The sequence below is a fragment of the Citreimonas salinaria genome, assembly GCF_900107235.1.
Lineage (GTDB): Bacteria > Pseudomonadota > Alphaproteobacteria > Rhodobacterales > Rhodobacteraceae > Citreimonas > Citreimonas salinaria.
This window is the reverse complement of the sequence record NZ_FNPF01000003.1, coordinates 1-18,151: the sequence shown is the minus strand read 5'-3', so window position 1 is coordinate 18,151 and position 18,151 is coordinate 1. Positions and strand designations below refer to the sequence as shown.

Below are 18,151 nucleotides of genomic sequence, written 5' to 3'. Positions count from 1 at the left end.
GCGTGTAGCGCTGGTCGAGCCTTTGCGACCGAGCGATCATTCATTGCTCGTGCCAATATTTCTGATATCCGTGAAATATGGAAAAAGAGGTTTCCTCGAAGCTTGCGACCGTCGGTCATCCGCAGCGACTGGCGCTGTTCCGGCTTCTGATGCGTCGCTATCCGGACAGGGTTCCGGCAGGAGAGTTGGCCGAGGCGCTTGGTTTCAAGGCCTCCACGCTGTCGGCTTACCTTTCCGCTTTGATGCAGGCGGGACTGGTGACGCAGGAGCGGGCGGGAACGTCGCTGCGCTACTCCATTGCCATGGCCGAAGTCAGCGGGATGCTCGACTACCTGCTTCTCGATTGTTGCCGTGGGCGCCCGGACCTTTGCGCTCCTCTCGCGCTGTCGACCAGTCCGGAAAACCATCCCGTGACGGATCGCAAGTCCAACGTCCTGTTCATCTGCACGGGCAATTCAGCCAGGTCGATCTTCGCAGAGTCCATTCTTCGCAAGCACGCGGGGGACCGGTTCAATGCCTTTTCGGCGGGCACGCGGCCGGGCTCGCAACTCAATCCTTTTGCCGTTCAGGTTCTCGAGAACAGGGGCCACGATACCTCGGTCTTGCGATCCAAAGACGTCTCGGAAGTTTCCGGCCCGGGCGCACCGCATTTCGACTTTGTTTTCACGGTCTGCAACCAGGCCGCCAACGAGGAGTGCCCGGCCTGGGAGGGCAGGCCCGTGGCGGGCCATTGGGGGCTTCCTGATCCGGCCAAGGTCGAGGGGAACAACGCCCGGAAGGCCTTGGCATTTCAGGAGTCCTACGGGGCTTTGAAGCATCGGATCGATCTTTTCACCGCGCTCAACCTCGGATCCCTGAGCCGTCTCGCTCTGCAGACGCAGATCGATGACATTGGGCGCACGGCCAGGGACACCTCCAGATGACCACCACCTATGCCCTCAATGGCCTCGGCCGCATCGGCAAGCTCGCACTCAAGCCGCTCCTCGATCGGGGTGCGCGGATTGCCTGGATCAACGATGCAGTCGGCGACCCGGCCATGCACGCTCATCTGCTGGAGTTCGACACCGTGCATGGGCGATGGGACGCCACCTTCGACCATGACGCCGAGAGCGTGACCATCGACGGCACGCGGTTGCCTTTCGTGGGCGCACGCGACCTCGCGGCACTCCCGCTCGAGGGCGTGGACGTGGTCATCGATTGCACGGGCGTCTTCAAGACCGAGGCGAAGCTCGCGCCGTGTTTCGACGCGGGCGTCAAGAAGGTGGTGGTTTCGGCACCGGTGAAGGATGGAGGTGCTGCCAACATCGTCTACGGGGTGAACCACGACACCTACGATCCGGCGGCGCACCGGATCGTCACGGCCGCGAGCTGCACGACGAACTGCCTCGCGCCAGTTGTGAAGGTCGTCCACGAGGCCATCGGCATCCGCCACGGTTCCATCACCACGATCCACGACGTGACCAACACGCAGACCATCGTCGACCGGCCCGCAAAGGACCTGCGCCGCGCGCGCTCAGCGCTGAACAGCCTCATCCCGACCACGACCGGGTCGGCCACCGCCATCACGCTGATCTATCCCGAGTTGAAAGGCCGGTTGAACGGCCATGCCGTGCGCGTGCCGCTCCTGAACGCGTCGATCACCGACTGCGTCTTCGAGGTGGAGCGCCCGACGACGGTCGAGGAGGTGAACGAACTCTTCAAGGTCGCCGCCGAGGGTCCGCTCGCCGGCATCCTCGGATACGAGGAGCGCCCGCTCGTCTCAGCCGACTACGTCAACGACACCCGGTCGGGCGTCGTCGACGCACCCTCGACCATGGTTGTGAACGGCACGCAGATGAAGGTCTACGCCTGGTACGACAACGAGATGGGCTATGCCCATCGTCTGGTCGATGTCGCGCTGATGGTCGGGGCCTCGCTGTGAGCGACCGCGCGCCTCCCGAGGGCCTTTCCGCCTACATCGCCGTCACCGCCTCCTACTGGGCCTTCATGCTGACGGACGGCGCGCTCAGGATGCTGGTGCTCCTGCACTTCCACACGCTCGGCTTCACACCGGTGCAGCTCGCCTACCTCTTCGTGCTCTACGAGATCGCGGGAATGGTCACGAACCTTTCCGCGGGCTGGATCGCGGCGCGCTTCGGGCTGACCTCGACGCTCTACGCGGGCCTCGGGCTTCAGGTGGTGGCGTTGATCGCACTGGCGCAGCTCGACTCCGGCTGGGCGATCGGCGTTTCGGTCGCCTTCGTCATGGTGGTGCAGGGCGCGAGCGGGGTCGCGAAGGACCTAGCCAAGATGTCCTCGAAATCGGCGGTGAAGGTCCTCGCGCCGACCGAGAACGGCGGCCTCTTCCGCTGGGTCGCGATCCTGACGGGGTCCAAGAACGCCGTGAAGGGGGTGGGCTTCCTGCTCGGCGCGGGCCTTCTCACGACCGTCGGCTTCGTGTGGGCGGTCCTCGCCATGGCGGCGGTGCTGGCCGGCATCCTGACCGCCGTCTTCCTGGCGATGCCGCCGGGCCTTCCGAAGGGCCGGAAGGGCGCGAAGTTCTCCGAGGTCTTTTCCAAGTCCGCCAACGTCAACTGGCTCTCGGCCGCCCGCGTCTTTCTCTTCGGCGCGAGGGACGTCTGGTTCGTCGTCGGCATTCCGATCTACTTCTACGCCGTCCTGTCCGACGGTACGCCCGAAAGCAATCGCGCCGCCTTCTTCATGATCGGCACCTTCATGGCGCTCTGGATCATCCTCTACGGCGCGGTGCAGGCCACGGCGCCGAAGCTGCTGCGCGCGGCCACCACGCCCGAGCGCGATCTCGTGGGCAAGGCGCGCGGCTGGGCCTGGTCGCTGGCCGCGATCCCGGCGGCCCTGACCGCAGCGGCGCTTGCGTCGGGCGATCCGCAGCCCTGGCTCACGGTCACGCTTGTGGCGGGGCTCCTCGTCTTCGGCGTGGTCTTCGCCGTGAACTCGGCGCTTCATTCGTACCTGATCCTCGCCTTCACGAAGGCCGAGCGCGTGACGATGGACGTGGGCTTCTACTACATGGCGAATGCCGGCGGGCGGCTTCTCGGAACGGTCCTGTCCGGATTCACCTACCAGGTCGGCGGCTTGCCCCTGATGCTTGGAACGGCCACCGTCATGGTGGCACTCTCCGCTCTGGCCGCAGGGCGTCTGACCGCGACCGAGCCGGAGGTCACCCCCGCATGAGCGTCTTCGAACGGTACCTAACCCTCTGGGTCGCCCTCGCCATGCTCGCGGGCATCGCGATCGGGGTCATGGCGCCAGCGCTGATCGAGGCGGTCGCTGCCGCCGAGGTCGCGAACGTCAACCTCGTCGTCGCCGTGCTGATCTGGGCGATGGTCTACCCGATGATGGTGGGCGTGGATCCCCGCAGCCTGCGGGACGTGGTGAAGCAACCCAAGGGCCTTGCCATCACGCTCGCGGTCAACTGGCTCGTCAAGCCGTTCACCATGGCCGCCCTCGGCGTCCTGTTCTTCGAGGTGGTCTTCGCCGACCTCATCGCGCCGGAGGACGCGCAGCAATACATCGCGGGCCTGATCCTGCTGGGGGCCGCGCCCTGCACAGCGATGGTCTTCGTCTGGTCGCAGCTGACGCGCGGCGACGAAAGCTACACGCTCCTCCAGGTCTCGGTGAACGACGTCGTGATGGTTTTCGCCTTCGCGCCCATCGTGGCCTTCCTGCTGGGCGTGACCGACATCGCGGTACCTTGGGAGACGCTGGTCCTGTCGGTCATCCTGTTCGTCGCGCTGCCGCTCCTGGCGGGCCTCTGGACGCGGGCGCGCCTCGGCAGCACGGAGCGCATCGCCACCTTCCGCGACCGGGTGAAACCCTGGGGCGTCGCGGGCCTCATCGCGACGGTCGCGATCCTGTTCGGTCTCCAGGGGCAGGTGATCCTCGACCGGCCGCAGGTCATCGCACTCATCGCGGTTCCGATCCTGATCCAGTCCTACGGCATCTTCGCGCTCGCCTATGGCGCCGCTTACGCACTGCGCGTGCCGCACCGGATCGCGGCGCCCTGCGCGCTGATCGGCACGTCGAACTTCTTCGAACTCGCCGTTGCCGTCGCGATCAGTCTCTTCGGCCTGAACTCCGGCGCGGCGCTGGCCACGGTGGTCGGGGTGCTCGTCGAGGTGCCGGTCATGCTGTCGCTCGTCGCCTTCGCCAACCGCACGCGCACAGGCTTCGCATGACTCGTCTGGGCGCGGTCGTATTCCCGGGCCGTCGGCGATCAGGCCGCGCGCCTGCTCCGGAGGTTCGGGACGGAGATCAGACGCTTCGATCCGCGCGGCCTGCCGCTGCCGGGTTCGCTAGGCGGCGTTGACGACAATCGCTGTCATCGCCGAGGTGTATCCTTGCGTGCCAGCTCTCGTTATCCCAAAGCTCAGGCCGAGGCCATGTCCTCTGCGGCGGCGACCGATAGCACCCACCGATCGAGGGCCACGAGATCGGGCGCAAGTTCCGTGGCAGTGTCACCGGAGAAAGTCTGAAAGGCCTCGCGGTTCAGCGCATTGGCGCCGACAAGGACGGGAACGCCCATCGCCAGCGCCTCCGCGATCACGTCGCGAAAGCCGCGCCCGTCCGCCTCGTGCTTGCCGAACTTGTTGACGATCAGGATATCGACGCCGGACGCGAGACTGTCCGCAACCAGTCCCACGGCCGTCTCCAGCGCGTCCGGGTCGAGGCGGCACCCCCGCGCCGACGGGCCGAGGTTCTGGCTGATGCGCAGGACCGGGCCGTCGGGCAGAACCCGCACATCCATGTCGCAGGGACCGGCATCCGCTCGTTCAGTGTTGATCTGCACCGTGCCGCAGCACTTCATGCCCCGCGAGGCGAGCCTGCCCGCCAGTCTCTCGAGAACCAGGTCCATATCGCCGCGTCCCGGCGCCATCGTGTATGCGAGCTTCATCTCGTCTTCCTCAGGTTTGGCAGAAGGGTTGGAATTCGACGAACGACCCGGCCGGAAGAGCCTCGGCATCGGCGGGCAGGAACATCAGCCCGTCGGCCAGCGGAAGGCGTCCGACGCGACCGGAATGGGTGGCATCTTCGAACGTGACGGTTTCGCGGCCCTGGCTGTCGACACCAGCAACAGTCGCGAGCCTCAGCTCGCACCGCCCGGCCTTGCGGTGGATGGGGGCGGTGGTGACGACGAGGCGTCGCGTCGGGGCAGTTGCGGTTTCTCCGGACAGCGCCCGGCTCAACGCAGTGCCGAAGACCTGCCAGGTGACAAAGGCGCCCAGCGGGTTGCCGGGCAGCCCCAGCCAGAACGACGAGCCGATGCGCCCGAAAGCGACCGGCTTGCCCGGCTTGAGCGCGACACCACCGAACAGGATCGTGCCGCCCAGATCGGCAAAGGCCGGCTTCACATGGTCCTCCTCGCCGACCGAGACACCGCCCGTGGTGACGATTAGATCCGCATGCGACGCCATCTCGCCCAGCTGCCGGACTAGCCCGGCCCGATCGTCCGCACCATGCGACGCGGCGACGAGGTCCAGCCCCGCGACCGCAAGCGCGGCGGTCAGCATCGGCGTGTTGATGTCCCAGATCTGAGCTGTGCTACGGGATGCGCCGGCCTCGCGCACCTCGTCGCCGGTCACCAGAAGCGCCACGCGCAACCGCTTTCGCACCTGGACGTGCCCTGCACCCGCCGCGGCGCAAGCGGCGATCTCCCTGGGGCCAAGGCGGCGCCCCGCGTCTACCACGACCGTTCCCGCCGCCATGTCGCTGCCCGCGCGGCGGATGTTCTGCCCGGGCGCCGGCCGACGGCGCAGGTGGATGACGTCGCCTTGGCGGGTCACCTCCTCCTGCATGACGACGGCGTCAGCGCCTTCGGGGACCGGCGCGCCGGTGAAGATGCGGGCTGCCGACGGACCCGCCAGCGATCCGGTGGCTTCCTGTCCGGCGGGCACGCGCGCGACCACATCCAGAACCCAAGGGCCTTCCCCCCTCAGGGCCGAGGTCGAGACCGCGTAGCCATCCATCGCGGCGTTGTCGAAAGGCGGCGCCATGCCCTGCGCCCGGACCGGCTGGGCAAGTACGCGGCCCGCCGCCTGCCCGAGCGGCAGCACCTCGGACCCGCCTTCAGGGGCAGCGTGCAGCGCGATCCTGTCCAGGGCCTCGTCGATGCTGATCAGGTTCTTCAGCATGCTTTGCCCGTCGCAGCCGCATCCCGGGTGCGCGATGGCCTGCTGGATGGTCATGGTCTTGTCTCCTCGAGGATCATTGGTGCTGCCGAGTGCCGCAACCGTTGTCGTGCGCAGCCGCACGGTGTTCGGGACGGGCGCCCGGCCGGGGTCGGCCGCGCGGTCTTCAGATAGGCGACAGGCTCGCGCCCTTGATGCTGGCGCCTTCGGCCAGCGTCTCGATGAAGTCGCGGGACGCGCGTGCCCAGGCGGCCTTTTCCAGCGCCTGCGCGATCTTGGGACGCACGGCTTCGTACGGCAGAACCTGCCCCGACGCAGTGGCGTTCAGCCGGATGATGTGCCAGCCGTGACGCGACAGCACGGGGGCAGGGGAGATGCCGCCTTCGGGCAGTTCGCGCAGCGCCGCCTCGAACTCGGGCACGGTGTCGCCGGGACCGAGCTGGCCCAGATGACCATCCGAGTCCTTCGAGCCGCAATCGCTTTCACGGGCGGCCTTGGCGAAGGCCTTGGCATCGCCGTCGAGCCGCGCCAGCAGCGCGTTCGCCCTTGCTTCGGCCGCGGCGCGCGCGTCCGTGTCGCGCGGATCGCAGGCGCACAGGATGTGCGACACGTCCCACAGGGGTGCGGTCCGGTAGCGGCCGGGATCCTTCGCCCATTCGGCGCGAACCGCCTCTTCCGTGACGGGCGCGGTGGTCAGCGCCTCGTCCAGAAGCGCACGGATCAGGGCCTCGTCCTCGGTCTCGACGCGCCCCGGGGCCAGTTCCTCGGGGGCGGGCGAGAGCCCGCGGCTCCTGGCCTCCTGCAGCAGCAGCGCACGGATCGCCAGCGCCTGCGCCGCCTTGCGCCACGCGATGCCCGGCTTGTCGCGCGGGGCCTCGTGGTTCTGGGCCTCGGCGGCAATTGCCGCCGAGGGGATGGTTTCGCCGTTCACGACGACGTCGGGGAAGAGTGCCACGTTCATCGCGCTCACTCCGCCGGAGTCGGCATCGACGATGCCGGGGCAGGGGCCGCGGGTGCCGGAGTGGGCGCCGCGGGGCCGCGTTTGCCGTGCCGCGCGTCGAATTCCTTGCGCCGTTCCTCGAGCGGACGCCGACGGCGCGAGCGCACGATCTGGTAGCCGGGGCGCAGGGTTACGTAGCGGATCGGTACCGACAGCATGTGCACCAGGCGGGTGAAGGGGAACGCCGCCAAGATCACCATGCCCAGCACGATGTGCACCTTGTAGAGCCAGTGAACGTCAACGACTTCCGTCCAAGCGTTCAGCTGCAGGCCCATGACGCTTTGCGACCAGGTCATGAAGCGGATCATCTTCGCGCCGTCCATGTGTTCGAGCGTCAGGACGATCGTTCCCAGGCCGACCACGATCTGAAGCCAGATTGCGACCAGGATGGCGATGTCGGCAAAGCTGGAAGTGACGCGGATGCGGGCGTCGAACAGGCGCCTGTGCAACAGCATCGTCGCACCCACGAACGCGGCGACCCCCGCGCACCCGCCCAGGACCACGGCGATCCACTGCTTGAGGCCGTAGGGGATGCCGAGGGTGTCGAGCACCCAGATCGGGGTGAACAAACCGATCAGGTGGCCGAAGAACAGAATGATGATGCCCACGTGGAAAAGAACCGATCCCCACATCAGCTGCTTTCGGCGCAAAAGCTGACTGGAGGAGGTTTTCCACGTGAACGGATCGCGCTCGTAGCGGGCGATGGTGCCGATCAACGCAACGGCCAGAACGGCGTAGGGCAGGATGCCGAAGATCAGGAAGTTGATGTCGAAGTTTCCGAACATGTCAGGCGCTCCTGTTCAGAGGGGTGGGGCCGTCCATTGCGGCCAGCATGTCACGAACCTGCGGGCAGCCCGCGCCCGGGTCGGGGCCGAAGGTCACTTCGGCTTCCTCCCAGACCGCATCCAGGGCCTCGAGGTCGGTGGGGTCATCGTCGGGTTGTGCAAGCATCTCAGCGACGGCGTCGGTGTCGGCTGTGGCCCCCGACAGATGGATCAGCGCCCCGAAGACCGGCGCGTAGTCACTTTCGCGCCGGCCGAGACGGGTGCGGATCACGTCGAAGATGTGCGCCGCATCCGCCAGGATGTCCTGCGCCTCGGCGAAGGGGCGCGTGGACACGAATTCCAGCAACACCGGCAGATGGTCGGGCAGTTCGCTGGTGATCGGATCGAAGCCGCCGTCGCGGTAGGTTTCCAGCAGGCTGACCATCGCGCCGCCCCTGTCCCGGCTTTCGCCGTGGACATGCTCGAACAGGTTGAGCGACAGCGTGCGCGACCGGTCGAACAGCATCACGTATGCTTCCTGCACATCGTAGATGTCACCCGCAGCCAGCCTGTCGGCCAGGTCGACCAGCCCCTGACGCGTGGCGGCGGGAAGACGTGGGTCGGCCGCCAGCACGGCGCCGATTGCCGGCATCGCGGCCTGCAGCTCGCTGGTGGGATAGCTGAGCAGAAGCGACAGCGACTTGAGAGTACGGTCCATCATCAGAATGTCTCCGTCGGAAGTGCGAAGGATTTCTTCTTGCCGCCGAACATGCTGGTCTTGCCGGCCGCGCCGCTGGAGCACCCGTTGCCGTCGGTAAAGCCGCAGCCGCCGCGGATCTCCGCGCCTTCCTCGGTCTGTTCGCGGTGCGCGGTGGGAATGGCGAAGCGGTCCTCGTAGTCGGCGATCGCCATGATCTTGTACATGTCCTCGATCACCCGGCCGGACATGCCGACGCGGGCGGCGATCGCCTCGTCGCGCACGCCGTCCACGCTGAGCGCGCGCATGTAGAGCCGCATCGCGGACATGCGTTCCAGCGCGTTGACGATGGGCTCCTCGTCGCCGGCCGTCAGCATGTTGGCCAGGTACTGGACGGGAATGCGCAAGCTGCGCACGTCCGGCATCTGGTCACTCATCGCGATCTGTCCGGCCTGGGCGGCATTCTGGATCGGCGACAGCGGCGGGATGTACCACACCATCGGCAGGGTCCGGTATTCCGGGTGCAGCGGGAAGGCGATCTTCCAGTCCATCGCCATCTTCCAGATCGGGCTGACCTTGGCGGCCTCGATCCAGTCGTCGGGCACACCGTCGCGGCGGGCCGCGGCGATCACCTCGGGGTCGTTCGGGTCGAGGAACACGTCCATCTGCGCGCCGTAAAGGTCGGTCTCGCGCTCGGAACTGGCGGCTGCTTCGATCTTGTCCGCGTCGTAGAGGATCACGCCCAGATAGCGGATGCGGCCCACGCAGGTTTCCGAACACACGGTCGGCTGGCCGGACTCGATGCGCGGATAGCAGAACGTGCACTTCTCGGATTTGCCGGTATCCCAGTTGTAGTAGATCTTCTTGTACGGGCAGCCCGAGATGCACATCCGCCAGCCGCGGCACTTCTCCTGGTCGATCAGGACGATCCCGTCCTCCTCGCGCTTGTAGATCGCGCCGGATGGGCAAGCGGCCGAGCAGGTCGGGTTAAGGCAGTGCTCGCACAGCCTGGGCAGGTACATCATGAAGGTATTTTCATACTCTCCATAGATCTCCTTCTGGACGTTCTCGAAGTTGTAGTCCTGCGACCGCTTGGAGAACTCGCCGCCGAGGATCTCCTCCCAGTTCGGCCCCTTCTCGATCTTCTCCATCCGCTCGCCGGTGATCTTGGACCGGGGGCGCGCGGTCGGGAAATGATCCATGTCCGGCGCGGACTTCAGGTGATCGTAGTCGAAATCGAACGGCTCGTAGTAATCGTCGATTTCCGGCATGTCGGGGTTGGCGAAGATGTTCGCCAGGATCCGCCACTTGCTGCCCTGCTTGGGGTGAAGCTTGCCCGACGCCGAGCGCGCCCAGCCGCCGTTCCACCGTTTCTGGTTCTCCCAGTCGGTTGGATAGCCCGTGCCGGGCTTGGACTCGACGTTGTTGAACCAGGCGTATTCGACGCCGTCGCGGCTGGTCCACACGTTCTTGCAGGTGACAGAGCAAGTGTGACACCCGATGCACTTGTCCAGGTTCAGAACCTTGCCGATTTGCGCGCGAACTCTCATTCCGCTGCCTCCACTTGTGCGGTTGCCGGCTGATCCAGCCAGTCGATCTTCTTCATCTTGCGCACGATCACGAATTCGTCGCGGTTACTGCCCACGGTGCCGTAGTAGTTGAAGCCGTAGGACAGCTGCGCATAGCCACCGATCATGTGCGTGGGCTTGAGCGTGGCGCGGGTGACAGAGTTGTGGATGCCGCCGCGACGACCGGTCTTCTCCGAACCCGGCGTGTTCACGATCTTCTCCTGCGCGTGGTACATGAACAGCGTGCCTTGCTTGATCCGCTGGCTCACCACCACGCGCGCGGTCAGCGCGCCGTTGATGTTGTAGGCTTCGACCCAGTCGTTATCGACCAGCCCGGCCTTCTGCGCGTCCACCTCGGACATCCAGACCACCGGGCCGCCCCGGTTGAGCGTCAGCATGAGCAGGTTGTCGGTGTAGGTGCTGTGGATGCCCCACTTCTGGTGCGGCGTGATGAAGTTCAGCACCACGTGCGGGCTGCCCTCGGCCGCGTCGTTGTTGACGGCCGCGGTGACCGTCTTCAGGTCCACCGGCGGGCGGTAGCTGACGAAGCCCTCGCCGAAGGCGCGCATCCACAGGTGGTCCTGATACAGTTGCTGCCGCCCCGTAAGCGTGCGCCACGGGATGAGTTCGTGCACGTTGGTGTAGCCCGCGTTGTAGCAGACCTCCTCGCTTTCGATCCCAGACCAGGTGGGCGACGAGATGATCTTGCGGGGCTGGGCCGCGATATCGCGGAAGCGGATCTTGGTGTGATGCGCGCCTTCCGCCAGGTGGGCGTGGTGCCGGCCGGTGGGTTTCTCCAGTTCCTCCCACGCCTTGACGGCAACCTCGCCGTTGGTCTCGGGCGCGAGCATCAGGATCATCTCGGCCGCATCGATGGCGGTCTCAAGTTTCGCATGACCCTGCGACACGCCCTCGTCCAGCACGACACCGTTCAGGTCGCGCAGGTGCTTGACCTCGACCTTGGTGTCCCAGTTGATGCCCTTGCCGCCGTTGCCGAGCTTTTCAAGCAGCGGTCCGACCGAGGTGAACTTCTTGTAGAGGTTGGGATAATCCCGCTCGACCGCCACGTAGTTCGGTGCCGTCTTGCCGGGGATCAGGTCACATTCGCCCTTCTTCCAGTCCTTGACGTGGGCCTGCGCCAGCTCGGCAGGAGTGTCGTGCAGAAGCGGAAGCTGCACGATGTCGGTTTCCACGCCCAGCACCTCAGGCGCCACCTCCGAGAACTTCCGGGCGATCGACTTGAAGATCTCCCAGTCGGACTTCGACTCGTAGGCCGGGTCCACCGCCGCCTGCAGCGGGTGGATGAACGGATGCATGTCCGAGGTGTTCAGGTCGTCCTTCTCGTACCAGCTGGCCGTGGGCAGAACGATGTCCGAGTACACGCAGGTGGTGGACATCCGGAAGTCGATGGTCACCAGCAGGTCGAGTTTGCCCTTGGGCGCCTCGTCGTGCCAGACGGCCTCCTTCGGCATGACGCCGCCTTCCTCGCCCAGATCCTTGCCCATCACGCCGTGATCGGTGCCCAGCAGGTGCTTGAGGAAGTATTCGTGCCCCTTGCCCGAGGACCCCAGCAGGTTCGAGCGCCAGACGAACAGGTTGCGCGGCCAGTTTTCCGGCGCATCCGGGTCTTCGCAGGACATCTTCAGGTCGCCGGATTTCAGCTGTGCGGCGACGTATTCCTTCATGTCCTTGCCGGCCGCCTTCGCCGCCTTCGACACCTCGAGCGGGTTGGTCTTCAGCTGCGGTGCGGAGGGCAGCCATCCCATCCGCTCGGCGCGGATGTTGTAGTCGATGAGGCTGATGTCCCAGTCGCCCTCGGGTGCCGTCGGCGACAGGATCTCACCCGCCCGCAGCGTCTCGTAGCGCCACTGGTCGGTGTGGGCATACCAGCAGGAGGTCGAGTTCATGTGCCGCGGCGGGCGGTTCCAGTCCAGCGCGAAGGCCAGCGGCTGCCAGCCCGTCTGCGGGCGCAGCTTTTCCTGGCCGACGTAGTGCGACCAGCCGCCACCTTCTTGGCCAATGCAGCCGCACATCACCAGCATGTTGATGATGCCGCGATAGGCCATGTCCATGTGGTACCAGTGGTTCAGCCCGGCGCCGAGGATGACCATGGACTTGCCGTGTGTCTTCTCGGCGTTGCCGGCGAATTCCCGTGCCACGGCGATGATCTTCTCGCGATCGACGCCGGTGATCTTCTCGGCCCAGGCGGGGGTGTAGGGGGTATCGTCGTTGAAGTCCTTCGAAACCCATTCGCCGCCGAGGCCCCGGTCGAGGCCGTAATTGGCGCAGAACAGATCGAAGACCGTGGCGACCAGCGCATCCTTGCCGTCGGCAAGCTTGATGCGCCGGACGGGGATGTTCCTGGTCAGGACCTCGGGGTGATCGCACTTGACGAAATCGCCCGTCGCGGAACCGCCGAAATAGGGGAAGTCGACGCCGACGATCTCGTCGTGGTCGCTTTCCAGCAGCTGGGTCAGGCGCAGGTTGACCTCGGCGCCGTTCGCGCGTTCCTCGAGGTTCCAGTCGCCCTCTTCGCCCCAGCGGAAGCCGATGGACCCGTTGGGCGCGACGATCTGCCCCGAGGCCTGGTCATAAGCGACCGTCTTCCAGTCGGGGTTGTTGGTCTCTCCCAGCTTGCCGTCGAAGTCGTCGGCGCGCAGCATCCGGCCCGGCACAAGGCGCCCGTCCGCCTGATCCAGGCGGACCAGCATCGGCATGTCGGTGTATTTGCGGGCGTAGTCCTCGAAGTACTCGGCCTGCCGGTCGAGATGGTACTCGCGCAGGATCACGTGGCCGAACGCCATGGCCAGCGCGGCGTCGGTGCCGGCCTGCGGGTTCAGCCATATGTCGCCGAACTTTGCCGCCTCGGAATAGTCGGGGCTGACCACGGCGGACTTGGTGCCGCGATACCGGACCTCGGTGTAGAAATGTGCGTCGGGCGTGCGCGTCTGCGGCACGTTCGAGCCCCAGAGCATCAGGAACCCGGCGTTGTACCAGTCGGCGCTTTCGGGCACGTCGGTCTGCTCGCCCCAGGTCTGCGGGGAGGCGGGCGGCAGGTCGCAGTACCAGTCGTAGAAGGACATGCAGGTGCCGCCCAGCAGGCTCAGGTACCGCGCGCCGGCCGCGTAGCTGACCATCGACATCGCGGGGATCGGCGAGAAGCCGAAGACGCGGTCGGGGCCGTATGTCTTGGCGGTGTAGGCGTTGGCGGCGGCGACGATCTCGGTCGCCTCGTCCCAGGAGGCACGGACGAACCCGCCCTTGCCGCGCGTCTTGGTGTAGGACGCCCGAAGGATCGGGTCGTTCTGGATGGCGGACCAGGCGGCCACGGGCGTCATGGTCTCGCGCATCCTGCGCCAGGCGCGCATCAGCGATCCCCGGATCAGCGGGTTCTTCACGCGGTTGGCGGAGTAGAGATACCAGCTGTAGGACGCGCCCCGCGCGCAGCCACGCGGTTCATGGTTGGGCAGGCCGGCACGGGTGCGCGGGTAGTCGGTCTGCTGCGTCTCCCAGGTGACGATGCCGGACTTGACGTAGATCTTCCACGAGCACGAGCCCGTGCAGTTCACGCCGTGCGTCGAGCGAACGACCTTGTCGTGCCGCCAGCGGTTCCGGTAGGCGTCCTCCCAGTCGCGGCTCTCGCGGGTGGTCTGGCCCCAACCGTCGGAGAATTGCTCCAGTTCCTTGCTCTGGAAGAAGTTCAGTCTGTCGAGCAGATGGCTCATTTCTTTGTCCTTTTGGCTGTCTGGATCCGGGCGGCGACCGGCGCCGCCCGCAAGCTCGGTTGACTATTCTGCGGGCTGGGCGGCCACGGGCGCCGCGGGCGTGCGCCGGTGCTCGATGTCGTGCAGCAGGCCGCCGCGCCGGGTGTAGACGGCCCAGGTGATCGCCACGCAGATCGCGTAGAAGATCAGGAAGCCCCACAGCGCCCCCACGGCCGAGCCCGTCATCGCGATCGAGGTGCCGTAGGCCTTCGGGATGAAGAAGGCGCCGTAGGCTGCGATGGCCGAGGTGAACGCCGTGATCGCGCCGGATTCCATGGCGACCTGCCGCTTGCGCTCTTCGAGGTCCAGGTGCGGCATCAGGCGGGGCACTTCGCGGCCCATGATCACCGGGATCATCTGGAAGGTGGACGCGTTGCCGACACCGGTCAGGAAGAACAGGGCCATGAAGCAGGCGAAGAAGCCGATGAACGAACCCAGGTTAAGGAAGAAGATCACGCCGAACGTGGCCGCGATCATCGCGTTGAAGGTCCAGAAGGTCACCCGCCCACCGCCGAAGCGGTCGCTGATCCAGCCGGTTCCGGCGCGCGACAGCGCACCCACCAGCGGCCCGAGGAACACGTAGTTCAGTGCGTTCACATCGGGGAAGGCGAGCCTCGTCAGCAGCGGGAAGCCCGCGGAGTAGCCGATGAAGCTGCCGAAGGTGCCGGTGTAGAGGACGCACATCAGCCAGTTGTGCTTGCGCCCGAAGATCACGGCCTGATCCGAGAAGCTGGCGCGTGCGTCGGCGATGTCGTTCATGCCCAGCCAGGCGGCGATCGTCGCGGCAAGGATGAAGGGCACCCAGACGAAGCCCGCGTTCTGCATCCAGAGCTGGCCGCCCTCGGACATCGTCTGCGGCTGACCGCCGAGGGCTCCGAAGACGCCGGCCGTGATGACGATCGGCACGAGGAACTGCATGACCGACACGCCGAGGTTGCCCAGGCCCGCGTTCATGGCCAGCGCGTTGCCCTTCTCGGACTTCGGGAAGAAGTAGCCGATGTTTGCCATGGACGAGGCGAAGTTGCCGCCGCCGAAACCGCACAGAAGCGCCAGGACGAGGAAGATCAGGTAGGGCGTGTCGGGATTCTGCACCGCGTATCCGATGCCCAGGGCGGGCAGCAGCAACGATGCGGTGGAAAGGGTCGTCCACAGCCGTCCGCCGAAGATCGGCACCATGAAGCTGTAGAAGATGCGAAGGGTTGCGCCCGAAAGGCCCGGAAGTGCCGCCAGCCAGAAAAGCTGACCCGAGGTGAAATCGAACCCGATGGCGGGCAGGCGTGCCACGACCACGGACCAGACCATCCAGACGGCGAAGGCGAGAAGCAGCGCCGGGATCGAGATCCAGAGGTTCCGGCGTGCGACGTGGCGGCCCTTTTCCTCCCAGAACTGCGGGTCCTCGGGACGCCAGTCCTCCAGGACGCGCGGCATGGCCGTGCGGTCGGGATGGTGGATGGGCTGCATCTCGGGAAGTTGGGGCAGGCGGTCGAGAGCCTCGCCGTGTGCGCCGCGTTCCATCGCGCGGATGGACAGGTGCATCCACGTCAGCGCGATTGCCACCAGGCCGAACAGCAGGGCGAAGCACGAGGTGTAGATACCGGTCAGGTCAAGCAGCGCGCCGAAGCCGATGGGCAGGATGAAGCCGCCGAGACCGCCGATCATGCCCACCAGACCGCCGACCGCGCCTACGTGCTTGGGGTAGTAGACCGGGATGTGCTTGAAGACCGCTGCCTTGCCCAGGCTCATGAAGAAGCCCAGCGCGAACAGCGTGACGATGAAGGGCCACAGACCCATCTGCGTCGAGAACGAGATCGGACCGTCCTTGCCCTGGATGACGTAATCCGTCGGCGGGTACGACAGCATGAACAGGAAGAGCAGGCTGAAGCCGAAGGTCCAGTACATCACGGTCCGCGCGCCGAACTTGTCGGACAGCACGCCGCCATAGGCTCGGAACAGCGACGCGGAAAGGCTGAAGGAAGCCGCCGCCATGCCCGCGAAGCGCACGTCGATGCCGTACACGTCGATCAGGTAGTGGGGCAGCCACAGCGCGAGAGCCACGAACGCGCCGAAGACGAAGAAGTAGTACAGCGAGAACCGCCAGACCTGCAGGTTCTTCAGCGGCGCCATTTGCTGCGCAAAGGTGGGCGCCCGGGTGCCGGTCTTGCGCCGCTCGACCAGTTCGGGGTCATCCTTGGCCAGCAGGAAGAACAGCACGCCGATGAGGGCGAGACCCGCCGCCCAGACGTACGCCACTCCGTGCCAGCCGTAGGCGACCATGACGAACGGCGCGACGAATTTGGTGACGGCCGCACCGACGTTGCCGGCACCGAAGATGCCCAGCGCCGTGCCCTGGTGGCCGGCATCGTACCAGCGGCTCACATAGGCGACACCGATGATGAACGAGCCGCCGGCGAGGCCGATGCCGAGCGCCGCGATCAGGTACATGATATAGCTGTCGGCAAGCGTCAGCGCCGCTGTCGCCAGCGCGGTCAGAATCATCTGGCCGGAGAACACCAGCCGCGCGCCGTATTTCTCGGCCCAGACGCCGAGGAACAGCCGGGTTATCGAGCCGGTCAGGATGGGGGTCGCGACCAGCAGGCCGAACTGGGTGTCGTTCAGACCCAGCTCGGACTTGATGGCGACGCCGATGATCGAAAAGATCGTCCAGACCGCGAAACAGGCGGTGAAGGCGATCGTACTCAGACTCAGCGCGCGGGTCTGATCCGCGCGTGAGGCTGTGGCTGAGGTCTGCATGGCACGGACTCCTGCAAGGGTGGCGAATGCTCCCTTTCGGGATCGACACCAGACCTACGGGACCGTTGGGAGCCACAACTTGATCTGAATCAAGATGGAGGGGAAACATCAGCAAAAGTAATGACTTACGGGCATTTATCAAAGCAACGACGCACGCATGTTGTCAGCTGACTTGATTTTTATCAATCGAGCCGAGAGAATGGGCGCGGGCCAGCAAACTGACAGGAGGCCGGATGCCCGAGGCCGCATACAGAGACATCCGAAAGCTGCATCTGTTCGAAGCCATGGCGGAAGAACACTTCGCCACGCTCATGCGCGGGGCCTTCGTGCAGAACTTCCCTCCCCAGGTGGAGTTGATCACCGAGGGAGACGCGAGCGATTTCCTGCATGTCGTGCTGTCCGGCTCGGTCGACCTGTTCGCAACGTGGCACGATCGAGAAACCAGCATGGCGACGGTGCGACCGGTTTCCACGTTCATTCTGGCCGCGACCATTCGCGACGCGCCCTACCTGATGTCGGCGCGCACGCTCGAGAAAAGCCGCATCGCGCTGATCCCGAGCGAGACGGTCCGCGCAATCTTCGATATCGACGGCGGCTTCGCCCGGGCCATGGTGGCCGAACTGGCGCAAGCCTATCGTTCGGTCATCAGGGCGCAGAAGGACCTGAAGTTGCGCACCTCGACCGAACGGCTTGCGAACTATCTGCTGCGGGCACAGGAACACGCGGACCAGGGGCCGGAATTCGATCTGGACCTCGAGAAACGCCGTCTCGCCTCGGTTCTCGGCATGACGCCGGAACATTTGAGCCGTTCCTTCAGGGGGTTGCAGTCCCACGGCGTCGTGGCCCAGGGTAATCGCATCCGGATCGACGACCGGGCGAAGCTGGAGCGTTACGCCCGGTCCACTCCGTTGATCGACGATCCCTCAACCTGAAGGACAGACAGATGACAAAGTCCCTGCCCGGCGCCGCCGGGGATCTTGCCGAGGACCATCCCGAGATCTGGAAAGCCTATTCCGCCCTTGGCAAGGCCACCGCCGATTGCGGCCCGCTGACGGAGCGCGAGCGGCGGCTGGTGAAGCTGGCTCTGGCCATCGGCGCGGGCTCCGAGGGAGCGGTCCACTCGCATACCCGCCGCGCACGCTCCGAAGGGATTGAGCAAGAGGCGATCGCGCAGGTCGCGATGCTCGCCATCGGCCCGCTGGGCCTGCCGCGTGCGGTCGCCGCCAAGACATGGATCGAGGACATCGACGCCTGATCGGGAAACGGACCCCGCGCCTTGCCGGCACGGGGTATTCGGCGTCCGCGATGACTCCGGTATTCGTCTGCGTGTGCTCGATGACGCCCGCTGACGCGCTTTGGTCATTACTAGAGCGGATCGCGTTTAATTGGTTCTGTATCCTGCTGCTTTGAAGAAGTTGTAGCATTCTTCATCACTGAACAGGTCGCACACGTGACCGACCG

Annotated in this window: 14 protein-coding genes; 6 read left to right on the top strand and 8 right to left on the bottom strand. The window is 65.8% G+C overall.

What is annotated here, in order from left to right:
- The first annotated feature begins 77 nt into the window (after window positions 1-77).
- From BLW27_RS04305 to arsB, 4 genes are all read left to right on the top strand, one after another.
- Entirely contained in the window at window positions 78-923 is an 846-nt protein-coding gene (locus BLW27_RS04305; protein WP_089879848.1) for an arsenate reductase/protein-tyrosine-phosphatase family protein, read from the top strand.
- Window positions 920-1,921, top strand: a complete 1,002-nt coding sequence (locus BLW27_RS04300) for an ArsJ-associated glyceraldehyde-3-phosphate dehydrogenase (RefSeq protein ID WP_089879846.1) — start codon at window positions 920-922, stop codon at window positions 1,919-1,921. Before BLW27_RS04305 ends, BLW27_RS04300 begins: the two co-directional genes overlap by 4 nt.
- A gap of 65 nt (window positions 1,922-1,986) precedes the next feature.
- Window positions 1,987-3,192, top strand: a complete 1,206-nt coding sequence (gene arsJ / locus BLW27_RS04295) for an organoarsenical effux MFS transporter ArsJ (protein ID WP_245710789.1) — start codon at window positions 1,987-1,989, stop codon at window positions 3,190-3,192.
- Window positions 3,189-4,196, top strand: a complete 1,008-nt coding sequence (gene arsB, locus BLW27_RS04290) for an ACR3 family arsenite efflux transporter (RefSeq protein WP_089879840.1) — start codon at window positions 3,189-3,191, stop codon at window positions 4,194-4,196. The genes arsJ and arsB overlap by 4 nt, the downstream gene beginning before the upstream one ends.
- A 191-nt stretch (window positions 4,197-4,387) precedes the next feature.
- On the opposite strand, the gene BLW27_RS04285 is transcribed toward arsB, so the two are convergent.
- From BLW27_RS04285 to BLW27_RS04250, 8 genes are all read right to left on the bottom strand, one after another.
- Window positions 4,388-4,912: a DUF2478 domain-containing protein gene (locus tag BLW27_RS04285; protein WP_089879838.1), complete on the bottom strand. Its 525-nt coding sequence runs from the start codon at window positions 4,910-4,912 to the stop codon at window positions 4,388-4,390.
- Window positions 4,913-4,922: 10 nt separating this feature from the next.
- On the bottom strand, window positions 4,923-6,203 hold the full coding sequence (locus tag BLW27_RS04280; protein WP_089879834.1) for a molybdopterin molybdotransferase MoeA: 1,281 nt from the start codon (window positions 6,201-6,203) through the stop codon (window positions 4,923-4,925).
- Between the two features lie 109 nt (window positions 6,204-6,312).
- Window positions 6,313-7,107, bottom strand: a complete 795-nt coding sequence (locus BLW27_RS04275) for a peptidylprolyl isomerase (protein ID WP_089879830.1) — start codon at window positions 7,105-7,107, stop codon at window positions 6,313-6,315.
- Window positions 7,108-7,112: 5 nt separating this feature from the next.
- Window positions 7,113-7,931 (bottom strand): respiratory nitrate reductase subunit gamma, encoded by an 819-nt coding sequence (gene narI / locus BLW27_RS04270; RefSeq protein WP_089879827.1) that lies wholly within the window; start codon window positions 7,929-7,931, stop codon window positions 7,113-7,115.
- Between the two features lies 1 nt (window position 7,932).
- Window positions 7,933-8,631, bottom strand: coding sequence for a nitrate reductase molybdenum cofactor assembly chaperone (gene narJ, locus BLW27_RS04265; RefSeq protein ID WP_425429273.1), 699 nt, complete (start codon window positions 8,629-8,631; stop codon window positions 7,933-7,935).
- On the bottom strand, window positions 8,631-10,157 hold the full coding sequence (narH, locus tag BLW27_RS04260; protein ID WP_089879821.1) for a nitrate reductase subunit beta: 1,527 nt from the start codon (window positions 10,155-10,157) through the stop codon (window positions 8,631-8,633). The genes narJ and narH overlap by 1 nt, the downstream gene beginning before the upstream one ends.
- Complete coding sequence (locus BLW27_RS04255; RefSeq protein WP_089879818.1) at window positions 10,154-13,900, bottom strand: nitrate reductase subunit alpha; 3,747 nt, start codon at window positions 13,898-13,900, stop codon at window positions 10,154-10,156. The genes narH and BLW27_RS04255 overlap by 4 nt, the downstream gene beginning before the upstream one ends.
- A 63-nt stretch (window positions 13,901-13,963) precedes the next feature.
- On the bottom strand, window positions 13,964-16,690 hold the full coding sequence (locus BLW27_RS04250; RefSeq protein ID WP_089879815.1) for a nitrate/nitrite transporter: 2,727 nt from the start codon (window positions 16,688-16,690) through the stop codon (window positions 13,964-13,966).
- A 233-nt stretch (window positions 16,691-16,923) separates the two neighbouring features.
- Here BLW27_RS04250 and BLW27_RS04245 point away from each other — a divergent pair, with 233 nt between their 5' ends.
- Together BLW27_RS04245 and BLW27_RS04240 are read left to right on the top strand one after the other, a co-directional pair.
- Window positions 16,924-17,622, top strand: a complete 699-nt coding sequence (locus BLW27_RS04245) for a helix-turn-helix domain-containing protein (protein ID WP_089879812.1) — start codon at window positions 16,924-16,926, stop codon at window positions 17,620-17,622.
- 11 nt (window positions 17,623-17,633) lie between these two features.
- The gene (locus tag BLW27_RS04240; protein WP_089879809.1) at window positions 17,634-17,945 is read left to right on the top strand and encodes a carboxymuconolactone decarboxylase family protein; all 312 of its coding nucleotides are present in this window, start codon (window positions 17,634-17,636) and stop codon (window positions 17,943-17,945) included.
- Window positions 17,946-18,151: the final 206 nt, after the last annotated feature.

Bases quoted from the DNA above. Each gene is read 5' to 3' on its own strand.
- BLW27_RS04305 (WP_089879848.1), top strand. From the start codon at position 78: ATGGAAAAAGAGGTTTCCTCGAAGCTTGCGACCGTCGGTCATCCGCAG.
- BLW27_RS04250 (WP_089879815.1), bottom strand. From the start codon at position 16,690: ATGCAGACCTCAGCCACAGCCTCACGCGCGGATCAGACCCGCGCGCTG.
- BLW27_RS04275 (WP_089879830.1), bottom strand. From the start codon at position 7,107: ATGAACGTGGCACTCTTCCCCGACGTCGTCGTGAACGGCGAAACCATC.
- BLW27_RS04245 (WP_089879812.1), top strand. From the start codon at position 16,924: ATGCCCGAGGCCGCATACAGAGACATCCGAAAGCTGCATCTGTTCGAA.
- BLW27_RS04255 (WP_089879818.1), bottom strand. From the start codon at position 13,900: ATGAGCCATCTGCTCGACAGACTGAACTTCTTCCAGAGCAAGGAACTG.
- narH (WP_089879821.1), bottom strand. From the start codon at position 10,157: ATGAGAGTTCGCGCGCAAATCGGCAAGGTTCTGAACCTGGACAAGTGC.
- narI (WP_089879827.1), bottom strand. From the start codon at position 7,931: ATGTTCGGAAACTTCGACATCAACTTCCTGATCTTCGGCATCCTGCCC.
- BLW27_RS04300 (WP_089879846.1), top strand. From the start codon at position 920: ATGACCACCACCTATGCCCTCAATGGCCTCGGCCGCATCGGCAAGCTC.
- BLW27_RS04280 (WP_089879834.1), bottom strand. From the start codon at position 6,203: ATGACCATCCAGCAGGCCATCGCGCACCCGGGATGCGGCTGCGACGGG.
- narJ (WP_425429273.1), bottom strand. From the start codon at position 8,631: ATGATGGACCGTACTCTCAAGTCGCTGTCGCTTCTGCTCAGCTATCCC.
- arsB (WP_089879840.1), top strand. From the start codon at position 3,189: ATGAGCGTCTTCGAACGGTACCTAACCCTCTGGGTCGCCCTCGCCATG.
- BLW27_RS04240 (WP_089879809.1), top strand. From the start codon at position 17,634: ATGACAAAGTCCCTGCCCGGCGCCGCCGGGGATCTTGCCGAGGACCAT.
- BLW27_RS04285 (WP_089879838.1), bottom strand. From the start codon at position 4,912: ATGAAGCTCGCATACACGATGGCGCCGGGACGCGGCGATATGGACCTG.
- arsJ (WP_245710789.1), top strand. From the start codon at position 1,987: ATGCTGACGGACGGCGCGCTCAGGATGCTGGTGCTCCTGCACTTCCAC.